This window comes from Sphingopyxis sp. Geo48 (assembly GCF_949769155.1).
In the GTDB taxonomy this organism is placed as follows: Bacteria; Pseudomonadota; Alphaproteobacteria; order Sphingomonadales; family Sphingomonadaceae; genus Sphingopyxis.
Genome location: NZ_CATKPA010000002.1, coordinates 600,720 through 621,326, shown reverse-complemented (window position 1 = coordinate 621,326; position 20,607 = coordinate 600,720). Strand labels below are relative to the sequence as shown.

General features: G+C 65.1%; 17 protein-coding genes. 11 read left to right on the top strand and 6 right to left on the bottom strand.

The annotated features are described in order from the left end of the window. The first annotated feature begins 73 nt into the window (after positions 1-73). The 6 genes from plsY (at position 74) to QOL79_RS09745 (ending at position 8,555) form a co-directional block, all read left to right on the top strand. Positions 74-679, top strand: a complete 606-nt coding sequence (gene plsY, locus QOL79_RS09770) for a glycerol-3-phosphate 1-O-acyltransferase PlsY (protein ID WP_283419474.1) — start codon at positions 74-76, stop codon at positions 677-679. Continuing rightward, positions 676-1,761, top strand: a complete 1,086-nt coding sequence (gene dprA / locus QOL79_RS09765) for a DNA-processing protein DprA (protein WP_283419473.1) — start codon at positions 676-678, stop codon at positions 1,759-1,761. Before plsY ends, dprA begins: the two co-directional genes overlap by 4 nt. A 115-nt stretch (positions 1,762-1,876) precedes the next feature. Then, positions 1,877-3,478, top strand: a complete 1,602-nt coding sequence (locus tag QOL79_RS09760) for a vWA domain-containing protein (RefSeq protein ID WP_283419472.1) — start codon at positions 1,877-1,879, stop codon at positions 3,476-3,478. 150 nt (positions 3,479-3,628) lie between these two features. After that, a complete protein-coding gene (locus QOL79_RS09755; RefSeq protein ID WP_283419471.1) occupies positions 3,629-4,621 on the top strand; it encodes a hypothetical protein in 993 nt (330 codons plus the stop codon). Positions 4,622-4,719: 98 nt separating this feature from the next. Next, the gene (topA, locus tag QOL79_RS09750) at positions 4,720-7,272 is read left to right on the top strand and encodes a type I DNA topoisomerase (protein ID WP_283419470.1); all 2,553 of its coding nucleotides are present in this window, start codon (positions 4,720-4,722) and stop codon (positions 7,270-7,272) included. A gap of 161 nt (positions 7,273-7,433) precedes the next feature. Then, positions 7,434-8,555, top strand: coding sequence for a lipase family protein (locus QOL79_RS09745; protein WP_283419469.1), 1,122 nt, complete (start codon positions 7,434-7,436; stop codon positions 8,553-8,555). A 2-nt stretch (positions 8,556-8,557) separates the two neighbouring features. On the opposite strand, the gene QOL79_RS09740 is transcribed toward QOL79_RS09745, so the two are convergent. From QOL79_RS09740 to lepB, 4 genes are read right to left on the bottom strand one after another with little or no spacing between them, the layout of a single operon-like run. Next, positions 8,558-8,995 carry a hypothetical protein gene (locus QOL79_RS09740; RefSeq protein WP_283419468.1) on the bottom strand — a complete coding sequence of 146 codons (438 nt, stop codon included), beginning with the start codon at positions 8,993-8,995 and terminating at the stop codon, positions 8,558-8,560. A 17-nt stretch (positions 8,996-9,012) separates the two neighbouring features. Beyond that, positions 9,013-9,906 (bottom strand): GTPase Era, encoded by an 894-nt coding sequence (era, locus tag QOL79_RS09735; RefSeq protein WP_283419467.1) that lies wholly within the window; start codon positions 9,904-9,906, stop codon positions 9,013-9,015. Then, entirely contained in the window at positions 9,903-10,586 is a 684-nt protein-coding gene (rnc, locus tag QOL79_RS09730) for a ribonuclease III (protein ID WP_283419466.1), read from the bottom strand. Before rnc ends, era begins: the two co-directional genes overlap by 4 nt. Beyond that, positions 10,583-11,476: a signal peptidase I gene (lepB, locus tag QOL79_RS09725; protein WP_283419465.1), complete on the bottom strand. Its 894-nt coding sequence runs from the start codon at positions 11,474-11,476 to the stop codon at positions 10,583-10,585. The genes rnc and lepB overlap by 4 nt, the downstream gene beginning before the upstream one ends. 114 nt (positions 11,477-11,590) lie before the next feature. On the opposite strand from lepB, the gene pgi reads away from it, so the two are divergent. From pgi to QOL79_RS09710, 3 genes are all read left to right on the top strand, one after another. Continuing rightward, positions 11,591-13,096 (top strand): glucose-6-phosphate isomerase, encoded by a 1,506-nt coding sequence (pgi, locus tag QOL79_RS09720; RefSeq protein ID WP_283419464.1) that lies wholly within the window; start codon positions 11,591-11,593, stop codon positions 13,094-13,096. A 106-nt stretch (positions 13,097-13,202) separates the two neighbouring features. Next, entirely contained in the window at positions 13,203-14,549 is a 1,347-nt protein-coding gene (gene gor, locus QOL79_RS09715) for a glutathione-disulfide reductase (RefSeq protein WP_283419463.1), read from the top strand. Between the two features lie 159 nt (positions 14,550-14,708). Further along, a complete protein-coding gene (locus QOL79_RS09710; protein WP_283419462.1) occupies positions 14,709-15,725 on the top strand; it encodes an NAD-dependent epimerase/dehydratase family protein in 1,017 nt (338 codons plus the stop codon). Between the two features lie 34 nt (positions 15,726-15,759). On the opposite strand, the gene QOL79_RS09705 is transcribed toward QOL79_RS09710, so the two are convergent. Further along, the gene (locus QOL79_RS09705) at positions 15,760-16,545 is read right to left on the bottom strand and encodes an SDR family NAD(P)-dependent oxidoreductase (protein WP_283419461.1); all 786 of its coding nucleotides are present in this window, start codon (positions 16,543-16,545) and stop codon (positions 15,760-15,762) included. Positions 16,546-16,661: 116 nt separating this feature from the next. On the opposite strand from QOL79_RS09705, the gene QOL79_RS09700 reads away from it, so the two are divergent. Beyond that, positions 16,662-17,558: a LysR family transcriptional regulator gene (locus QOL79_RS09700; protein ID WP_283419460.1), complete on the top strand. Its 897-nt coding sequence runs from the start codon at positions 16,662-16,664 to the stop codon at positions 17,556-17,558. Here the strand turns inward: QOL79_RS09700 and QOL79_RS09695 are convergent. Next, the gene (locus QOL79_RS09695) at positions 17,555-18,964 is read right to left on the bottom strand and encodes a helix-turn-helix domain-containing protein (RefSeq protein ID WP_283419459.1); all 1,410 of its coding nucleotides are present in this window, start codon (positions 18,962-18,964) and stop codon (positions 17,555-17,557) included. The genes QOL79_RS09700 and QOL79_RS09695 overlap by 4 nt on opposite strands. Before the next feature lie 108 nt (positions 18,965-19,072). Here QOL79_RS09695 and QOL79_RS09690 point away from each other — a divergent pair, with 108 nt between their 5' ends. Next, a complete protein-coding gene (locus QOL79_RS09690) occupies positions 19,073-20,605 on the top strand; it encodes an acyl-CoA carboxylase subunit beta (protein WP_058456447.1) in 1,533 nt (510 codons plus the stop codon). The last annotated feature ends 2 nt before the right edge of the window (positions 20,606-20,607 follow it).

The window sequence follows — 20,607 nt, the reverse complement described above, 5'->3', positions numbered from 1 at the left end:
TGACCCACGGCCCCAGGTGCCGCCAAAAGGCGCTCGCAGCCGGAGGCGAGTCCGGCAAGCTGGGGAGCGCCGCGTGACGATCATCGCCTTGGCCGTGATGGGCTATTTGCTGGGGTCGATCCCCTTCGGGATCATCCTGACGCGGCTGTTCGGCGCGGGCGACCTGCGCCAGATCGGGTCGGGCAATATCGGCGCGACCAATGTGCTGCGGACGGGCCGCAAGGAATTGGCGGCGGCAACGCTGATCCTCGACGGCGCAAAGGGCGCGGTCGCGGTGTTCCTGGCGCGCCATTTCGTACCCGAGTTGGGGCAGGACGGTGCGATGATCGCGGGCGCTGCAGCGATGATCGGCCATTGTTATCCGGTGTGGCTCAAATTTCGCGGCGGTAAAGGAGTTGCGACGCTGCTTGGCCTGTCGCTCGCGCTCGCGTGGCCGATCGGCGTCGTGTTTGCAGTCGTCTGGCTTGCGGCGGCGTTGCTTTCACGCATATCGTCGCTGGGCGGCATGGTTGGGGCAGTATCGGCGCCGGTCGCCGCGCTGGCGCTCGGCTATCCGGTCTATGCGACCGGTCTCGCGGGACTGGCGGTCGTCGTGCTGTGGCGACACCGCGAAAATATCGTGCGGCTGCGCGCCGGGACCGAGCCGCGCATCGGCGCAAAGAAGGACACAGCCGCGTGACGCTTGCTGAACGGCTGGCACGGCTGCGCTTGATCCGCACGCCGCATGTCGGTCCTGTGAGCTGGCACCATCTGATGCAGCGCTTCGGTTCGGGCGAGGCGGCGCTCGAGGCGTTGCCGGACCTTGTGCTTCGGGGCGGCGCAGGGAAACCGCGCATCGCCTCCGCCGAACTCGCAGAGCGCGAAATCGAGCGCGTCTCCAAATTGGGCGCGCGGCACGTGTTCAGCGACGACGCGGGCTATTCCGCGCTGCTGCGCGAGGCCGAGGGCGCGCCGCCCGTCATCATCGTGCGCGGCGACATGGCGATGCTCCAGCGGCCGTGTGTCGCGATCGTCGGCGCGCGCAACGCTTCGGCCGTCGCGTGCCGCTTTGCGCGGCAGATGGCGGCCGATCTTGCCGCGCGCGGGGTGACCGTGGTCAGCGGGCTGGCGCGAGGGGTCGATACCGCTGCGCATGTCGGTGCGCTGGGAGGATCGACCGCGGCGGTGATCGCGAGCGGGATCGACATCGCTTTTCCGCCCGAAAATGCCGCGTTGCAGGAAAAGATCGCGAGCGACCAATTGCTGATCGCCGAGCAGCCGCCGGGCACCGAACCATTGGCGCGGCACTTCCCCGCGCGCAACCGCATCATCGCAGGCCTTGCGCACGGAACCCTGGTGATCGAGGCGGCGCCGCGTTCGGGGTCGTTGATCACGGCGCGGCGCGCAGGCGATTTCGGGCGCGAGGTCATGGCTGTGCCGGGGTCGCCGCTCGATCCGCGCGCGCAAGGGTGCAACCAATTGATCCGCGAGGGCGCAACGCTGGTGCAGACCGTCGACGATGTGCTCGAAGCGCTGGGTCCGATCGACGATCGCATGGCGCGCGAACCGCGCCGCGCGTCGTTCGAGATGGCGCAGGTGGTCGAGACGGGGGACGGGGATCGCGATGCTGTGGCCGGACTTCTCGGCCCGACGCCGGTCGCGGTGGACGAGATCGTGCGGCAATCCGGACGTCCTGCGGCTGCGGTCCAACTTGTGCTGCTCGAACTCGAACTCGCGGGCCGCGTCGCGCGCCACGCCGGCGCACGGGTTTCGTTGATGTGATCGGCTGCACAGCGGCCTAACGTCCTCTATTCTAACAACTCATCGCGGTTCAGCCACGGTTCAGCGGCCGACCGACAGGTTCATGATATTGTATCTCATGCCGGGGAGTTGGACGATGCGAAGCCGATTACTGACGGGTGTCACGATGTTTGCGGTGCTGGCTTCGGGGCCTGCTCCGCTGCCTCTCGCGAACGCCAATGCCCGAACCATCGATCCGCAGCAGGGCTTCTGCCGCAATGCCGGCCCGCTACCGCGTCTCGACCCCGAAGTGAGGCCGCAGCCGCAGCAGAATGACGGGGCGTACAAAACGCGCGGCGGTCGCGACCGCGCCCACGATATGGCCGAGGCGCTGCCGATGCCTGAAGCACCGCCGCCTCCGCCGCCCCCGCCACCTCCACCCCCGCCGTCGATGGCGCCGCCATCGCCGATGGCCGACGGTGCGGCGCGCGAGATGGTCGTGACCGGCAGTGCGGTCGGTTCGGCGTCGGCGCCGGTCAGCGCCACGCCGCCGGTCGAAGGCATCAGCGCGGGCTCATCGGCCGATTTCGAGGGACGGAGCGAGGTTTCGAGAGTCCCACCGCGCCCCTATCCGCAACCGCAGTCGGGCATATTGACCGCGGGCGAACATGACGACCTGCTCAATCCCGAACTCTACGCCGCTTATGTGAACCGCAGCAACCTGGGGCAGGAGATCCGGACCGTGCCGCGCGTCGACACGACGCGGGTCGTGACGGTCAAGGTCAACGACCGCAGCGGTCAGCCGATCCCCTTCGCGGATGTCGTCGTGACCTGCAGCGATGGCAACAGCATAACGATGGCGACGCAGGCCGATGGCAGCGCGGTCTTCTTCCCCGGCCTCGACCGGCTCAGCGAACGGATCACCATTTCGGCGCGGAAGGCCGGGCGCACGATCGCCGACGCGCGCACCGTGCTCGTCAGCGGCGCGGCGGGTGGTCAGATGGTCGGCCTGACCGCGAACCAGATGGCGGTGAAGGCGACGAAGCTCGACCTGATGCTCGTCGTCGATACGACCGGCAGCATGGGCGACGAGATCCGCTATCTCCAGTCCGAACTGCGCTCCATCATTTCATCGATTACCGAAAAGCACCGCAACCTCGACATCCGGATCGGCTTCGTTTTCTACCGCGATCTGGGCGACGATTATGTCACGCGCACGGTTGCTTTCACTCGCGACGTCGGCGCGGCGCAAGGCTCGCTGGCGCAGCAATATGCGACCGGTGGCGGCGACTATCCGGAGGCGATGGACCAGGCGCTGATCCGTGCGGTCGGGCAGGACTGGCGCCCCGATGCGGTCAAATCGCTGCTGCTCGTCGCCGACGCGCCGCCGCACGACGAACTGTTCGGGCGAACCTGGCAAGCCGCCGAAGTCGCGCGCGCCAAACGGATACACATCACCCCGGTCGCGGCGTCGGGTGTCGCCGACAAGGCCGAATATGCGATGCGCGCGATGGCCGCGGCAACCCAGTCGCGCTACCTGTTCCTGACCGACGACAGCGGGGTCGGCAATCCGCACGCGCCGCCGGCGATCGATTGCTATCTCGTCACGCGGCTCGATGCGCTGGTGCGGCGTGTTGTCGACAGCCAGATCAGCGGGCGGCGGATCGAGCCCGACGACAAGGAGATCATCCGCAGCGTCGGCAAATATGACGCGGGCAAATGCATCCTGCCGGCCGACTTCAAATGGCAGAACGGCTGACGCAGCGACGCCGGTCGAGATGCCGGCTCCGATACCGGCATTGACACGCCCCCACATCTGACCGATGCGGGGGCGTGGGTTGCTTCGATGAACCTTTCTCTTCGGTCGGTGGGGTCGGCTGGCGGAGTGAGGGGTCGGAGGATATGACCCATGAGGAAATTGCTGTCGGCTGCCGCGATCGCGGCGCTGCTGGTTCAGCCTGTCATCGCCAACGCCAAGGATGTCGAGCCGGTCAAGATTTCGGGACCGGCCAATGCGAAGGGCGTTACCACAGTCGCCATCGGCGCCTTCAACGTCGGCTTCATCTTTGAATCGATCGACCAGACCGCTGCAAGCGGCGGGCTGATGGGAGCGTTCGGCGGGACAACAAAGGCCAAAAGCGCGCTCGTCGGCGTGACACCCGAGATGATGCAAGCGGTGACCGACGCCGCCTATGCCGACTTCGTGCAGCAACTCGCGGCAGGCGGCTACACGGTGCAGCCGACAGCCGAGCTGTTCGGGCACGGCGCGCTCGCCAAGACCAAGTCGCAGGACGTACCGCTCGACATCAATATCGCCCTCGAAAAGGGCAGCAAGGGCAAGGCGACCTATTTCAAGCCGACCGCTTTTCCCTCGCTGCTGATGATCCCGGGCGACTTCCTCGGGTCGGGGATGAGCAGCATGGGGATCAACATGTCTGCGGGGCAGGCGAGCATGGCGCTCAACAATTATGCGCGCGAAAGCGGCGTCGGCGTCGTCGATGTCGTCTATCTGATCGATTTTTCGCAGCAGAAGCGCCCCGGCGCGTTCAGCTTTGGCGGGCTGCAGGTGAACAGCGCACTGTCGGTCAGCGCCGACTATTCGCGCATGACGCTCATCGCGCCGAACGGCAAGCAGTCGGTGATTACGATCAAGGCGCCGGTGGCTGTCGAGGGCGAGTTCGTCGAGAAGAGCGACGCGTCGAGCGGAACGGACAAAGCGCTGCAATCGGGCGCCAACGTTGCGGGCGGTGTGGCGGCCGTCATGGGCTTCGGTGGCCTGCGCTTCGGAAAGACGCGCAAGTTCGAATTCACGGCGAAGGCAGGCAATTATGAGGAGGGCGCAGCCAAGGCGGCGAGCCTTGCCAGCGAACTCCTCATCGGACGGCTGGGCGCTCTCCGTTGACCCCGGCGCGGGCGCTTCCTAAATCCGCTTGACGGAGGGCCGGAGCGCCCGCCACCCTCGCGCGTGTACGTGAGAGTAATCGGGGAACAGGTTTTTCAATGCAATTGGTGATTGTGGAATCGCCCGCCAAGGCGAAGACGATCGAGAAATATCTCGGTCGCGATTTCAAGGTTCTGGCCAGCTATGGCCATGTCCGCGACCTGCCGCCCAAAGACGGCTCGGTTGATCCGGACGACAGCTTCGCAATGCAGTGGCAGATGTATCCCGATAAGGCGAAGCGGATGAAGGACATCCAGGACGCGGCGAAGAGCGCCGACCGCCTGATCCTCGCGACCGACCCCGATCGCGAGGGCGAGGCGATCAGCTGGCATGTGCAGGAACTGTTGCGCCAGAAAAAGGCGCTGCCGCAGGCGGTCGACCGCGTGACCTTCAACGCGATCACCAAGCAGGCGGTCACCGACGCGATGGCGCACCCGCGCGAGCTCGATACCGACCTGATCGATGCGTATCGCGCGCGCCGCGCCCTCGACTATCTGGTCGGCTTTACCCTGTCGCCGGTGCTGTGGCGCAAGCTCCCCGGTGCAAAATCGGCGGGCCGCGTCCAGTCGGTCACGCTGCGCATGATCGTCGAGCGCGAACGCGAGATCGAGGCCTTTGTTGCGCAGCAATATTGGTCGGTCACCGGCCTGTTCGAAATGGCGGGCACGCCGTTCAAGGCGCGCCTGTCGCGCTGGCGGGGCAACAAGATCGAGCGGCTTTCGATCGGCACCGAGGCCGATGCGCGCGCCGCCGAAGCCGATGTGAAGGCGGGGCATTTCACCGTCGACACGGTCGAGACCAAGCCGCTCACGCGCAACCCGCCGCCGCCCTTCACGACGTCAACCTTGCAGCAGGAAGCGGCACGCAAGCTCGGCTTCTCCGCCAGCCATACCATGCGCGTCGCGCAGGATCTCTATGAGGACGGCGCGATCACCTACATGCGTACCGACGGCGTCCAGATGGACGGCAGCGCGATCAGCGCCGCGCGCAAGGCGATCGCCGATCGCTATGACGGCGGCTATGTTCCCGACCAGCCGCGGCAATATCAGACCAAGGCGAAGAACGCGCAGGAAGCGCACGAGGCGATCCGTCCCACCGATTTCTCGAAGGACAAGGTCGGCGGCGGCGATCACGCGCGCCTCTACGAACTGATCTGGAAGCGCGCGCTTGCGAGCCAGATGGCCTCGGCGCGGCTCGAACGCACCAGCGTCGATCTCTCCGACGGCACGGGGAAGACCGTGCTGCGCGCGACGGGGCAGGTGGTGAAATTCCCTGGCTTCCTCGCGCTATACGACGAGGGCCGCGACGACGCCGAAGATGAAGATGCGCGCCTGCTTCCGGCAATGAGCAAGGGCGACGCACCCGCGAAGACCGGGGTCGAGGTCGAGAAGCACGAAACCCAGCCGCCGCCGCGCTATTCGGAAGCGAGCCTCGTCAAGAAGATGGAAGAGCTCGGCATCGGGCGCCCGTCGACCTATGCCGCGATCCTGCAGGTCTTGAAGGACCGCGCCTATGTGCGCGTCGAGAAGAACCGCTTCATTCCCGAGGAGAGCGGGCGATTGCTGACGGCGTTCCTCGAGCGTTTCTTCAATCGCTACGTTGAATATGACTTTACCGCGGGCCTTGAAGAAGAGCTCGACGACGTGTCGGGTGGCCGCGCGCAGTGGCAGGCGGTGCTCGAGCGTTTCTGGCGCGATTTCAAGCCGCGCACCGGCGAGGTGATGGAGCAGAAACCGTCGGAGATCACCGCGGCGCTCGACGAGTTTCTCGGCCCGTACCTCTTCCCCGACAAGGGCGACGGCAGCGATCCCAGGCTCTGCCCCAATTGCGGCACAGGGCGGCTCGCGCTGCGCGGCGGCAAGTTCGGGCCGTTCATCGCGTGCAGCAACTATCCCGACTGCAAGTTCACGCGGAAATTTGCGCAGCCGGGCGGTTCCGATGCTGGCGACAGCGGCCCCGAGGTGATGGGTACCGACCCCGAAAGCGGGCTGGAAGTGTCGAAGCGCAGCGGGCGCTTCGGCCCGTACATCCAGCTCGGCGACGGGAAAGAGGCGAAACGCTCGTCGATCCCGAAGGATATTCCGGCCGAGGATTTCGACCTCGACTATGCGCTGCGGCTGCTCAGCCTGCCGCGCGAAGTCGGGACGCATCCGGAGAGCGGCAAGGTCATTATGGCCGGGCTGGGTCGCTATGGCCCCTATCTGCTCCACGACGGCAAATATGCGAAGCTGACGGGCACCGCCGAAATCTTCGATATCGGCATGAACGCTGCCGTGGCGCGCATCGCTGACGCTGCGAATGGCGGCGGGCGCGGCGCGCGAGGTAAGGCCGAGCCGCTGAAGACCTTCGGGCCGCATCCGACGAGCGGCGGCGAGATGAAGCTGATGGCGGGGCGCTTCGGTCCCTATGTGACCGACGGCACGACCAACGCGACGCTGCCGAAGACGGTCGAGGCCGATGCGCTGACAGAGGAAGAGGCGATCGCGCTGATCGATGCGCGCGCGGCGAAAGGGCCGGCGAAGGGCAAGAAAAAGGCGCCCGCCAAAAAGGCTGCGGCGAAGAAAGCCCCGGTCAAGAAGGCTCCGGCGAAAAAGAAAGCTGCGGAGGAATAGTTCCAATCGTGCCTTTCCGCGAAGGCGGGGACCCATCACCGGAAGGCTCCGCATTGCGCGATCGGGTGATGGGCTCCCGCCTTCGCGGGAGCGCACCGCCGTTTGCCTCGTTTGGAATATGATCGGGTCGTGTTAACATCGGCGCATCGGGAGGTATTTCGATGCGACGCTTGCTTGCCGCCTTGTCCGCCCTTCTTGCCCTGTTCGTGCTGCCCGCCGCTGCGCAGCAACCCGGAGCTCTGATCTCTGCCGAGCCGATAGAGGCAACCCCTCCGGGGGTGCAGGCTTGGAAAATCCTCTACTGGACGAGCAATGGCAGCGGCCAGCGTTTCCAGGTCACCGGCATCGTCGCGGCGCCGATGGAAGCGATCCCGCCGCGCCCGCGCCGCGTCATCGCCTGGACGCATGGCGCGTGGGGTGTTGCGGAGAAATGCGCTCCGTCGCTGAGTCCGAATTTCTTCGAATACAGCGCCGGGATGGACGCCGTCCGATCGGGCTATGTCGTCGTCGCCCCCGATTATATCGGTCTCGCGAGCCCGACGATGCATCCATTTCTGGTCGGTCCCGACACCGCGAATGCGGTGCTCGACGCCGTGCGCGCGGCGCGGGCGATCCCGGGCGCCGCAGCGGGCGGCAGCTTTGCGGTGTGGGGCGAGTCGCAGGGCGGCCATGCGGCGCTGTGGACGGCGACGGCGGCGCGCAGCTACGCGCCCGATCTGACCCTCGTCGGCACCGCCGCCGCGGCGCCGCCGACTGATCTGGCGGCCAATTTGCGCGACGGCAGCGACAAGAATGCGCGCGCGTTGCTGCTATCCTTTGCGCTGCACAGCTGGTCGACGCTCTATGGCTTCCCGCAGGACAGCATCGCCAATCGCACCAACCAGGGCATCATCCGCCGGTTGGCCGAAAATAATTGCGTCGCCTTCAACAAGAAGCCGAAGCTCGGCACGATCCTCGGTATCCTCACCATCGCGCGGGCGACGCGAACGAAGGATATCGCAAAGATCGAGCCCTTCGGCTCTTTCGCGCGGGCCAACAGCGTCGATCCCGCGCGCGTGCCGGGCCCGCTGCTTATCGCGCAGAGCAGCAAGGACACTATCGTCGCGCCCGCCGTGACGCGCAAGTTCGCGAAAGCGGTCTGCAGGCGCGGAACGCCGACACGCTGGATCGACATGACGGGCGATCATGGTTCCAGCGCGAAGGACAGCGCGCAGGAAACGATCGGCTGGATCACCGCACGCTTCGACGGCATTGCCCCGCCGAACGATTGCCGGCGGATTTAGGGCTATCTGAATGTGCCGGGATCAAATGGCTTTCTGTCGAACCAAGCAATCGCATCAGGACGGAACAGCATCGCTGTCGCTGCTCCATAGATAATGAGGATCACCACAGAGATGGCCAGCGCGAGGCCTTGCGGCTCCAGTGGATTGTTGAAAGTCCACGCAAAAGAAGCCAAGCCGATTAGATAGAATATCGTCTGGATCCATTTGGCGACCTTGCTCGCTCGCCTGGAAATGAAATACCAGAGGGCCAGATTGATCGACGTCGAAACGACGAAGACCGCTATCAGAAATCCCAACCCAATCCCGGCTGCTTTCGCTTCAGGCGATTGGGCAAGGAGTGCCGTTGCATCGCTCCACCGGAAGGCAAAATTAATGGCGCCGAGCGAAATCGCCCCTAGGAAAAGTCGAGCGAAGAGAATGATAGAATCTGGTTTCTTCATTTCACCCCGTTTTCACTTCAATCGACCCAGTCGAGCCCCATGTCGCGATAGACGCTGCGGTCCTCGTCCCAGTTTTCCTTGACCTTGACGTGCAGGAACAGGTGGACCTTGCGGCCCATCAATTCGGTCAGTTCGGCGCGGGCGCGGGCGCCGATTTCCTTGATGCGGGCGCCGCCTTTGCCGAGCACTATCGCGCGCTGGTTGTCGCGCGCGACGAAGATCTGCTGGTGGATTTCGGCGCTGCCGTCGGGGCGCGTCTTGAACAGCTCGGTCTCGACCGTCGACTGATAGGGTAACTCCTCGTGGAGCTGGCGGTAGAGCTGCTCGCGCGTGATTTCGGCGGCGAGCATGCGTTCGGGCGCGTCGCTGACCTCGTCCTCGGGGAAGTGCCACGGTCCCTCGGGCATCAGGCTCGCGAGATTGGCCTTGAGCTCGGCGACACCGTCGCCGCTGCTCGCCGAGATGAAATAGGTCTCGTCGAACGCGACCTTCGCATTGAGCTCGGTCGCGATCGTCAGCAGCTTGTCCTTCTTGGTCAGATCGACCTTGTTGAGGATCAGATATTTCTTCTCGGGTCGGTTCGCGATGCCCTCGAGGACGCGCTCGACGCGGCCCGTCAGCTTCGCCGCTGCGTCCACCATGACAAGGATCGCTTCGGCCTCCTCGAGGCTGCCCCAAGCGGCCGCGACCATCGCGCGATCGAGCCGGCGCGTTGGTGCGAAGATGCCGGGGGTATCGATCAGCACGATCTGCGCATCGCCCTCCATCGCGACGCCCATCAGCCGCGTGCGCGTCGTCTGCGCCTTCGGACTCACGATCGCGACCTTCTGGCCGACGAGCGCGTTGACGAGGGTCGATTTGCCGGCGTTCGGCGCACCGACGACGGCGACGAAGCCGCAGCGCTGGGTCATTTTGCTTCTTCCTGTATCAATCGTTCGAGCAGCGCCGCCGCTGCGGCCTTTTCGGCTGCCTGTTTCGACGCGCCTTCGCCTTCGGCCTCTGCAAGCTTGCCCACTGCAACCGCGACCAGGAAGCGCGGCGCATGGTCGGGGCCGTCGCGGCGGACGAGGCGATATTCGGGCGGCCGACGTTTCCGCGCGAGCGCCCATTCCTGGAGCGCTGCCTTGGGGTGCTTGGGCGCCGCGACCTGTCCGTCGATCATGTCGCCCCACTTGGCGACGATGAAGGCGCGTGCGGCGTCGTCGCCAAGATCGAGCCAGAGCGCGCCGATCAGCGCCTCGAGTACATCGGCGGCGATATTGTCGCTATGCCGTCCGCCGTCGCCGATCGCCTGGCTGCCGAAAAGGACATGCGCGTTGAGGTCCAGCCCTTGAGCGATCCGTGCGCAGGTTTCGCCCGACGCGAGCGCATGAAGACGTGACGAAAGCTCGCCCTCGGCAGCCTTTGGAAAACGGCGGAACAATTCGGACGCGATGACGAGGCCAAGCACGCGGTCGCCGAGAAACTCGAGCCGCTGATAGTCGCCCACGCCGCTGCTGCCGTGGGTCAGCGCCTCTTGATAGAGGCTCAGGTTGCGGGGGCTGGCGCCGGTAAGGGCAGCGATCGTCTCCGCGGAAACGCGGTCGCTCAAAAGCCTTCCCCGATACGGCTCCAGCGCGCGGCGGTGAACCAGCTGATCGGGTTGATCCAGCTTGCCGAACCGTCGGTCGAGAACATGCCGACGAGCGCGTGGCCAACGAGATTCTCTTCGGGAACAAGGCCAATGCCGCCATTTTCCTGCGCCTCGAAGCGGCTGTCAGCGCTGCGGTCGCGGTTGTCGCCCATCAGGAACAGGTGTCCGGCGGGCACCGTCACGAGTTCGGTATTGTCCTCGGGGATCGTGGTGATGTCGAGGATCGCATAGCTCTTGCCGCTGGGAAGCGTCTCGCGGAACTGCCGGTACCGGCACTGGCGCTGGCCATTCGCACCGATCTCTTCGAACTGCGGGGCGTAGCAGGGCAGGGAGCCCGTGGTGCGCGAGGCGTCGAGCATGTTCTGCGTCACCGGGATCACGAAATCGGCCATCGGCTCGCGCTTCAGCGGCTTGCCGTTCAACCAGACGATGCCTTCCTTCACCTGCACCGTATCGCCGGGCAGGCCGATCACGCGCTTGATATAGTCATTGTCGTTGACCGGCGGCGCCTTGAATACGACGACATCGCCGCGCTCGGGCGTGCGCGCGAAGATGCGGCCCGGAATCAGCGGCACGCTGAACGGCAGGCTGTATTTCGAATAGCCATAGGCCATCTTGTTCACGAGCAGATAGTCGCCGATCAGGAGGCGCGGCTGCATCGATTCCGACGGAATGTTGAACGGCGACAGGAAAAAGCTTCGGAAAATCAGCACCGCGATCGCCAGCAGCGCGAGGAAACGGACGGTATCGACCGCCTCTTCTCTGGCCGATACCGGCGCCGGTTCGGGCGTCGCGGGGCCGGGCTGGGCGGCGGGCGAATTGTCGGCGGTCAGGCTGGCGTCGGTCATCGCCCGGCATTGGCGACGAATAGGTCTGCGCGTCAAGCAAATATCGGCGGATCGCGCTGGCGCGGCGGCTGCCGCTGGCGTAGAGGCGTGGCCCGATATTGAAGGAGCTGCGACATGACGACCGCCGATCAGGCCTGGCAGGCGCTTGCCGACTGGCAGCCGCAGAAGCTGACCGATCTTGTGTCGGCCGATCCCGAGGCGCGGTTGCAGGCGCTGGTTCGTACGGTCGCCGATATCCGCTTCGACTTCGCCAAAACCCATCTAGATGATGCGGCGATCGGCATTTTGGGTGGCCTCGCCGCCGCGCAGGACTTTGCCGGGCGCCGCAAGACGTTGTTTTCGGGCGGCATTGCCAATCCCACCGAAAATCGCGCCGCCGAGCATAGCGCCGAGCGCGGCGAGGGGAGCCCCGAGTCCGTCCATGTCGCGCAGGCGCTGCATCAGCGGATGCGGATGATGGTCGATGCGATCGAAGCGGGCGCGTTCGGAGAAATCCGGCACTTGCTCCACATCGGCATCGGCGGCTCGGCGCTTGGCCCCGACCTGCTCGTCGATGCATTGGGACGGCATAGCGAGCGTTATGATGTCGCGGTCGTTTCGAATGTCGATGGCGCCGCGCTGGCAGAGGCCTTCGCGAAATTCGATCCGGCCTACACGCTCGTCGCGGTCGCATCGAAAACCTTCACGACGACCGAGACGTTGCTCAACGCGTCGTCGGCACTGCAATGGCTGGAAGAGGGCGGCGTCGACGATCCACTCGGCCGCTTCATCGCGCTGACGGCGATGCCCGAGCGCGCGATGGAATGGGGGATCGACGAAACGCGCATCCTGCCGTTCAGCGAGACGGTCGGCGGGCGTTATTCGCTGTGGTCGTCGATCGGTTTTCCCGCCGCGCTCGCGCTCGGCTGGGATGCGTTCGCCGACCTGCTCGAAGGCGCGGCGGAAATGGACCGGCATTTCCGCCTTGCGGAGGGCGCCGACAATATCTGCCTGCTCGCGGCATTCGCCGACCAGATCTATGCCAACCGCCTCGGCTGCCAGACGCGTGCGGTATTCGCTTATGATGAACGCCTGCGGCTGCTTCCCGACTATCTCCAGCAGCTTGAAATGGAGTCGAACGGCAAGTCGGTGGCCCTTGAGGGCAAGCCGCTCGTGCAGCAAAGTGCGCCGATTACCTGGGGCGGCGTCGGCACCGATGCGCAGCACGCTGTATTCCAGCTGCTCCATCAGGGCACCCACCTGATTCCGGTCGAGTTCGTCGTCGCGCGCGAGCCCGATCATCTGCTCGACGACGCGCATCACGAAACGCTCGTCGCGAATTGTATCGCGCAGGGGGCGGCGCTGATGGCGGGCCGCGCGAGCGCGGACGGCGCGCGCGCCTATCCCGGCAACCGCCCGTCGACGACGATCCTGCTCGACCAGCTGACACCGCGCAGCCTCGGCGCGCTGATCGCCTTCTACGAGCATCGCGTCTTCGCCAACGCGGTCCTGCTCGGGATCAACCCGTTCGACCAGTTCGGGGTCGAGCTGGGCAAGGAGATGGCGAAGGGGCTCGCCGAAGGGACGATCGAATTCGATTCCGCGACGCAGGCGCTGATGCAGGCGGCGATCGGCGCCTGAGGTTCCCTCGCTGTCTCTGACCGCAAAATTCGATTGGCAAGCCGCCGGCGCGTAACCACATTGACGTCGGCGGCGAATGTCTGCCTGACCATTTCAGGGGTAATTCATGAGCGACTTCGACTATGATCTCTTCGTCATCGGCGCCGGTTCGGGCGGCGTGCGCGCGTCGCGTGTGGCGGCCTCACACGGCGCGCGGGTTGCAGTGGCGGAGGAGCATCGGGTCGGCGGCACCTGCGTGATCCGCGGTTGCGTGCCGAAGAAGCTGCTCGTTTACGGAGCCCATTTCGCCGAAGATATCCACGACGCGCGCAAGTTCGGCTGGGACGTTCCCGAGTGCCGTTTCGACTGGAACGTGCTGCGCGACAATGTGCTTGCCGAGGTCGACCGGCTCGAAGGCCTCTATGGCCAGACGCTTGATAACCACAAGGTCACGGTCTTCAAAACACGCGCGACGATTGTCGGGCCGCAGAAGGTCCGGCTCGCCGACGGCACCGAGCTGACCGCCGAGCGTATCCTGATCGCGACCGGCGGCTGGCCGCACGTTCCCGAGTTTCCAGGCAGCGAGCACGCGATCACCTCGAACGAGGTCTTTCATCTGGAGAGGCTGCCGAAGCGGATCATGATCGCGGGCGGCGGCTATATCGCGAACGAGTTCGCCGGCATCTTCAACGAATTCGGCAGCCAGGTGACGATCGTCAACCGCGGCGACACGATCCTGCGCGGCTATGACGAACAGATTCGCGACCGGCTGCTGCAGATTTCGATGACCAAGGGCATCCACTTCAAATTCAACGTGCCCTTCCAGTCGATCGAGAAGAATGAAGACGGCACGCTGACGGTCCATCTGGAAAATTGCGATCCGTTCATCGTCGATGCGGTGCTGATGGCGACCGGCCGCGTGCCGAACACCAAGGGTATCGGCCTGGAAGAGGTCGGCGTCGAGCTCGACGATCAAGGCGCGATCAAGGTCGACGACACGAACCAGTCGTCGGTGCCGAGCATCTACGCCGTCGGCGACGTCACCAACCGCATCCAGCTCACCCCCGTAGCGATCCGCGAAGGTCAGGCGTTCGCCGACAGCGTGTTTGGCGGCAAACCGACGGTCGTCGACTATCAGAATGTCCCGAGCGCGGTATTCAGCCATCCGCCGATCGGCGCGGTCGGCATGACCGAGGCGCAGGCGCGCAATCAGCTCGGCACGGTACGCATCTACACCAGCGATTTCCGCGCGATGAAGAATGTCCTCGCGGGCCGCAACGAGCGCGCGCTGTACAAGATGGTGGTCAATGCCGCGACCGATCAGGTCGTCGGGCTCCACATGATCGGCCCCGACGCGCCGGAGATTTTGCAAGCGGCCGCAATCGCGGTGAAGGCGGGACTGACCAAGGCCGATTTCGATCAAACGGTCGCATTGCATCCAAGCATGGCCGAGGAACTGGTGCTGCTGAAATAGCCCCTCTCGTCGTCACCCCGGCGATGGCCGGGGTCTCGACATTGTATCATCACACACCGGCGAGATCCCGGCCTTCGCCGGGATGACGATAAAACGGAAAAGATTTCTAATCGCAACCGACATGCTATCTTCCAGCCATTACAAGCAAGGGAGAGGCGCATGACGGGCACGGTACTGGTCACTGGAGGTAGCGGCTATATCGCGGGCTTCCTGATCCGGCAGCTGATCGAAAACGGCTGGACGGTGAACACCACCGTGCGCAGCCTGAAGCGCGAGGACGAGGTTCGCGGCTGGCTGCAGGTCGATAACAGCAAGCTTCGCTTCTTCGCCGCCGATCTCGAGAACGACGCCGGCTGGGCCGAGGCGATGGCGGGATGCAGCCATGTCGCGCATGTCGCTTCGCCCTTTCCGCTGGACGTTCCCAAACATGCCGACGATCTGGTTGTTCCGGCGCGCGAAGGTGCGCTGCGCGCGCTGCGCTTTGCCGAGGGTGCGGGTGTCCGGCGGTTCGTCCTGACCTCGTCGATGGCGGCGATCGCCTACGGCCATGGCCCCGCGCGCGATCTCTATAACGAGGCCGACTGGAGCAATCTCGATAATCCGGCGGTCATGCCCTATCCGCGCTCGAAAACCGTCGCCGAACGCGCGGCGCGCGACTGGGTGGCGGCCGAGGGCGGCGACCTCGAGTTCGCCTCGGTCAATCCGGCGGCGGTATTCGGGCCGCTGCTGTCCGACGACCTGTCGACCTCGATCGAACTGGTGAAGCAACTGCTCGAAGGCAAGGTGCCGATGTGCCCCGATATCGGGTTCGGCATCATCGATGTGCGCGATGTCGCCGACCTCCATTATCGCGCGCTGACCGCGCCGGACATTCGCAACGAACGCTATGTCTGTTCGGGGCCGTTTCTGAAGATGATCGACGTCGCGAACATACTGACCGCCAACCTTGGCGATAAGGCGAGAAAGGTGCCAACGCGGAAAATGCCCGACTGGCTGCTGAAGCTGTTCGCGCTCGTCCGCCCCGAACTCAAGCAGCTTGTGGCCGAGCTCGGCAATGTGCGCGGCGGCGACAGCCGTCACGCGATGGACACGCTCGGCTGGACGGTGCGGCCGCCCGAGGAGGCGATCCTTGCGACAGCGCATAGCCTGATCGAGCGCGGAATCGTGAAGGTGTGAGCGAGCCCCCTCCCGCACGCGGGAGGGGAGACTCTTACGCGATCGTCGGAACGATCCCGCCCTCGGCGCGGATTGCGGCGCCGTTGGTCACCGCGGCGAGCGGGCTGGCGAGATAGGTCACCATCGATCCGATCTCGTCGGCTTCGATCAGGCGGCGGATCAGCGACAGCGGACGCAGTTCCTCAAAGAAGGCCTTTTCACGCTCGGCTTCGGGCGCGTCGGGGTTCGAGACGACCGAGCGGATGAAGTCGACGATGCCTTCCGAGCGCGTCGGCCCCGGCAGCACCGTGTTGACGGTAACACCCGTACCCCGCGTCTGTTCGGCAAGCCCGCGCGCGATCGTCAGCTGCGCGGTCTTGGTCATGCCGTAGTGGATCATCTCGGCGGGTGGCAGCAGGCCGCTCTCGCTGGCGATGAAGATTACGCGGCCCCAATTTTTCTCCAGCATCTTCGGAAAATAATGCCGCGACAGCCGCGCGCCGCTGACCACATTCACCTCGAAAATATGGTGCCAGTCGGCGTCGCTGATCTCGGTAAAGGGTTTTGCTTCGTAGATGCCGAGATTGTTGACGAGAATATCGGTCGCGGGAACCGCGGCGATCAGCGCATCGGCACCTTCGGCCGTGGCAGGGTCGGCGAGGACGGCGCGGATCGTGCCCGATCGCGACAGCTCGTCCGCCGCTTCGTCGAGCTTCGCCTGGCTGCGTCCGGTGATGACGACTTCTACGCCCTCTTCGGCGAGGCGCTTGGCGATCGCATAGCCGATGCCCGCGGTCGATCCGGTGACGATGGCGGTCTTGCCCTTGAGTTTCAGGTCCATCGAAAATGTCCTTTCAATCTTGGTCTTTGTTCGATGCGCCCAAGATAGCGCTCCGCATCATTATTGATTAGAATGCGCTTCATCATTTCAGTGGTGATTCAAAATCAGGAATGGCAATGGACAACCGGTTCGGCGATATCGAAACCTTTTTGGCGGTGGCGAATGGCGGTAGCCTTGCGTCGGCGGCCAGGGCGCTGAGGCTGACGCCGTCGGCGGTCAGCCGCAGCATCGCACGGCTGGAACAGCGACTCGGCGTCACGCTGATACGGCGGACGACGCGCTCGCTCGCGCTGACCGACGAGGGCCGGGCCTACCGCGACCGCATGACCGTGCTGCTCGCCGATATCGCAACCGTCGAGGCGGGGCTGGGGCAGGCAGGGCAGGGACCCCGCGGCCTGCTGCGCATCAACGCGTCACCGTCGATCGGCGCGATGGGGCTGTTGCCGATCCTGCCGCTTTTTATGGCGCGTTATCCCGACATCGTCGTCGACCTGGCGCTATCCGACACGATCGTCGACCTGATCGAAGAGCGCGCCGACGTGGCGATCCGCATCGGGCCGCTGCGCGACACCAGCCTGCGCGCCAAGAAGCTGGGTCACAGCCGCATGGTGCTGGTCGCCAGCCCCGATTATCTGGCGCGCTGCGGAACGCCGAAGAAACCGGACGACCTCGACGCGCATATTTGCCTGCGCTTCAGCTTCCGCCGCTCGGTCGATAGCTGGCCGTTCCGCATCGGCGGCAAGATTGTGCAGCGCCCGGTTCACGGCAGCTTCTTCGGCAATTCGGGCGAGGTCGTCCGCCAGATGGCGGTCGCGGGCGGCGGGATTGCGCGGCACGGGCATTTCCATGCCGCGCGAGATATGGAGGCCGGGCGGCTCGTCGAGGTACTTCCGGACTATAACCCCGGCGACGGCGAGGATATTCACGCACTCTACGCGCCCGAAGATCGTGCCGCGGCGCGCATTCGTGCCTTCCTCGACTTCCTCGAGGAGGAGCTGGTGATCGCGCCCTAGCCGATCCGGTACGGCACCACATCGCGCCGGTCCGGGTCAACCAGGATCGGGCGGTCGCTCGGCGGAAAGGCTCGCTGATCGCAATCGTCGCGTGGGCAGATGCGGCATGAGAGGCCGATGCGCGTCGCGGCCTGCGGTGCGGTAACGTCGACCCCGTCGGCGTACACGAAATCCGCGGCATATTGCGCCTCGCACCCCAGCGCGACCGCGTAGCGCCGCGGGCTGCGCGCATAACTGCCCGAGGGTTTCACCAGCCCCTTCGCCATCGACACATAGCGGAGGCCATCGGGTGTCTCGGCAAGCTGGAACAGGATGCGATCGGGGATCGCTGCCGCCTCGTGGACGATCCAGAGCGGGCAGGCGCCGCCGAAGCGCGCAAATTGCAGGCGTGTAGCGCTGTGCCGCTTGGTGATATTGCCTGCCATGTCGACGCGGCAGAAGAACATCGGAATCCCGCGCGCGCCGGGACGCTGGAGTGTCGAGAGGCGGTGGCACGCCTGTTCAAAGCTGACACCATATTCGAGGCGCAGTCGGTCTATGTCGTGGCGCACCGCGCGCGCGCTGGCGCGGAACGGGGCGTAAGGCATCAGCACCGCACCCGCGGCGTAGTTGGCAAGTCCGACGTGGAGCAACTGTCGCGCCGCCGCAGTACGGAGCGGCGAGGCTTCGACGACCTTAGCAATCTCGTCCGCGAGTGCGAGTGCCGCGAGTTGGTGCGCAAGCTGGAAGCGCCGGCTTTCGGCGGGCTGGGATGGATCGATCACCAGATGCCGCATCGTGGCGTCGAAATCGCGTAGGCTGATAGTCTGCTGATAGACGATCGAGATGCCGAGCGCGTCGCGCAGCCGCCGCTCGATCGTCTCGACCGCGGGCGACGGCTCCTTGCCGCGAAGCTGGGCCGCCAGCGTCTCGGCGGCGCGGTCGATGCTGTCGACATAATTGCCGGCGTCGTGAAACCAGTCGCGCACCTCTTCCCATGGCAGGCGGCTCCCCTCGGCGGTGCCGCCGGTCAGCGCCTCGTCGATGATCTGGAGCCGCTGTCCCGCACGGCGGTAAGCAGCGTGGAGCGCGACGAACTGGTCCGCGAGTTGCGGCTGCTGGAGCGCGGCGCGTTCAAGCTGGTCGGGGGCGAGTGGCGCCGCGGCGAACAGCGGGTCGGCGGCGGCTTCGCGCAGCGCACCGGCGCGGCGATCGCCCGCATCCGCGGCGACTTCTTCCCATTCGAGCGGAAACAGCTTTTGCAGCCGGTCGAGCAGCCCCGGCGTCAGCGGACGATCGTCGTGCTCGATCTGGCTGAGATACGAGGTCGAGATTCCCAGCGTTTCGGCGAACTCGGACTGACGGATGCCGCGCTCGCTGCGTAGCTGCCGCAGCCGGTTTCCGGCGAAGATGCGTTGGCGGGCCATGCGCTTCGATACTTTGCAAACTTGTACTTTGCAACTTTGCAAATTCACATTTGCATGAACCGGGCATTCGGCGCAGACGGCACATTCCCATTCTGACGGAGAAGCCGAGTGTCCGCCAATATCGCCGAAATGGAACGCCGCCGCGCCGCCGCGGCCCTTGGGGGCGGCCAGAAGCGCATCGATGCGCAGCATGCCAAGGGCAAGCTGACGGCGCGCGAGCGGCTCGATGTGCTGCTCGACGAAGGCTCGTTCGAGGAACTCGACACCTATGTCGAGCATGATTGCGTCGATTTCGGGATGCAGGATCAGAAGGTTCCGGGCGACGGCGTCGTCACCGGATCGGGGACGATCAATGGCCGCCTCGTCTATGTCTTCAGTCAGGATTTCACCGTCTTCGGCGGCTCGCTGTCGAAACGCCATGCCGAGAAGATCTGCAAGGTCATGGACAAGGCGATGCTCGTCGGGGCGCCGGTGATCGGCCTCAACGACAGCGGCGGTGCGCGTATTCAGGAGGGCGTCGCCTCGCTCGGCGGCTATGCCGAGGTGTTCCAGAAAAATGTGCTGGCGTCGGGCGTGGTGCCGCAGATCAGCCTGATCATGGGCCCGTGCGCAGGCGGCGCAGTGTACAGCCCGGCGATGACCGACTTCATCTTCATGGTGAAGGACAGCTCATACATGTTCGTCACCGGCCCCGATGTCGTCAAGACCGTGACCAACGAGGTGGTGACGCAGGAAGAGCTGGGCGGCGCGATCACCCACACGACCAAAAGCTCGGTCGCCGACATCGCGTTCGAGAATGATATCGAGGCGCTGCTCGCGACGCGCGATTTCTTCGATTACCTGCCCGAGAATAACCGCAGCGGCGTGCCGGTGCGGCCGACCAGCGACCCGTTCGACCGTGCCGAAATGAGCCTCGACACGCTGATTCCGCCGAACGCGAACCAGCCGTACGACATGCACGAGCTGATCCGGAAGACCGTCGACGAGGGCGATTTCTTCGAGGTGCAGCCGGCGCATGCCGCAAACATCATCTGCGGTTTCGGCCGCATCGAGGGGCGCACCATCGGCATCGTCGCGAACCAGCCGCTGGTGCTCGCGGGGGTGCTCGACATCAACTCGTCGAAGAAGGCGGCGCGCTTCGTCCGCTTCTGCGACGCGTTCGAAATCCCGATTATCACCTTCGTCGACGTCCCCGGCTTCCTGCCCGGCACCGCGCAGGAATATAACGGCATCATCAAGCATGGCGCGAAGCTGCTGTTCGCCTATGCCGAGGCAACGGTGCCCAAGATCACGGTGATCACGCGCAAGGCCTATGGCGGCGCCTATGACGTGATGGCGTCGAAGCATCTGCGCGGAGATTTGAACTATGCGTGGCCGACCGCCGAAATCGCCGTGATGGGCGCGAAGGGCGCCGTGGAAATCATCTTCCGCAGCGATATCGGCGACCCCGAGAAGATCGCCGAGCGCACGAAAGAATATGAGGACCGCTTCGCGAACCCGTTCGTCGCGGCGCAGCGCGGCTATATCGACGAGGTGATTTACCCGCACTCGACGCGGCGGCGGATCGCGCTGGGGCTGCGGAAGCTACGGAACAAGCAGTTGGAGAATCCGTGGAAGAAGCATGACAATATTCCGCTGTAGCG

Excerpts from the sequence above, each read along its gene's own strand:
- QOL79_RS09705 (WP_283419461.1), bottom strand. The coding sequence starts at position 16,545 with ATGGACCTGAAACTCAAGGGCAAGACCGCCATCGTCACCGGATCGACC.
- QOL79_RS09695 (WP_283419459.1), bottom strand. The coding sequence starts at position 18,964 with ATGGCCCGCCAACGCATCTTCGCCGGAAACCGGCTGCGGCAGCTACGC.
- topA (WP_283419470.1), top strand. The coding sequence starts at position 4,720 with ATGCAATTGGTGATTGTGGAATCGCCCGCCAAGGCGAAGACGATCGAG.
- QOL79_RS09700 (WP_283419460.1), top strand. The coding sequence starts at position 16,662 with ATGGACAACCGGTTCGGCGATATCGAAACCTTTTTGGCGGTGGCGAAT.
- QOL79_RS09745 (WP_283419469.1), top strand. The coding sequence starts at position 7,434 with ATGCGACGCTTGCTTGCCGCCTTGTCCGCCCTTCTTGCCCTGTTCGTG.
- QOL79_RS09760 (WP_283419472.1), top strand. The coding sequence starts at position 1,877 with ATGCGAAGCCGATTACTGACGGGTGTCACGATGTTTGCGGTGCTGGCT.
- gor (WP_283419463.1), top strand. The coding sequence starts at position 13,203 with ATGAGCGACTTCGACTATGATCTCTTCGTCATCGGCGCCGGTTCGGGC.
- QOL79_RS09740 (WP_283419468.1), bottom strand. The coding sequence starts at position 8,995 with ATGAAGAAACCAGATTCTATCATTCTCTTCGCTCGACTTTTCCTAGGG.
- lepB (WP_283419465.1), bottom strand. The coding sequence starts at position 11,476 with ATGACCGACGCCAGCCTGACCGCCGACAATTCGCCCGCCGCCCAGCCC.
- era (WP_283419467.1), bottom strand. The coding sequence starts at position 9,906 with ATGACCCAGCGCTGCGGCTTCGTCGCCGTCGTCGGTGCGCCGAACGCC.
- QOL79_RS09710 (WP_283419462.1), top strand. The coding sequence starts at position 14,709 with ATGACGGGCACGGTACTGGTCACTGGAGGTAGCGGCTATATCGCGGGC.
- pgi (WP_283419464.1), top strand. The coding sequence starts at position 11,591 with ATGACGACCGCCGATCAGGCCTGGCAGGCGCTTGCCGACTGGCAGCCG.
- QOL79_RS09755 (WP_283419471.1), top strand. The coding sequence starts at position 3,629 with ATGAGGAAATTGCTGTCGGCTGCCGCGATCGCGGCGCTGCTGGTTCAG.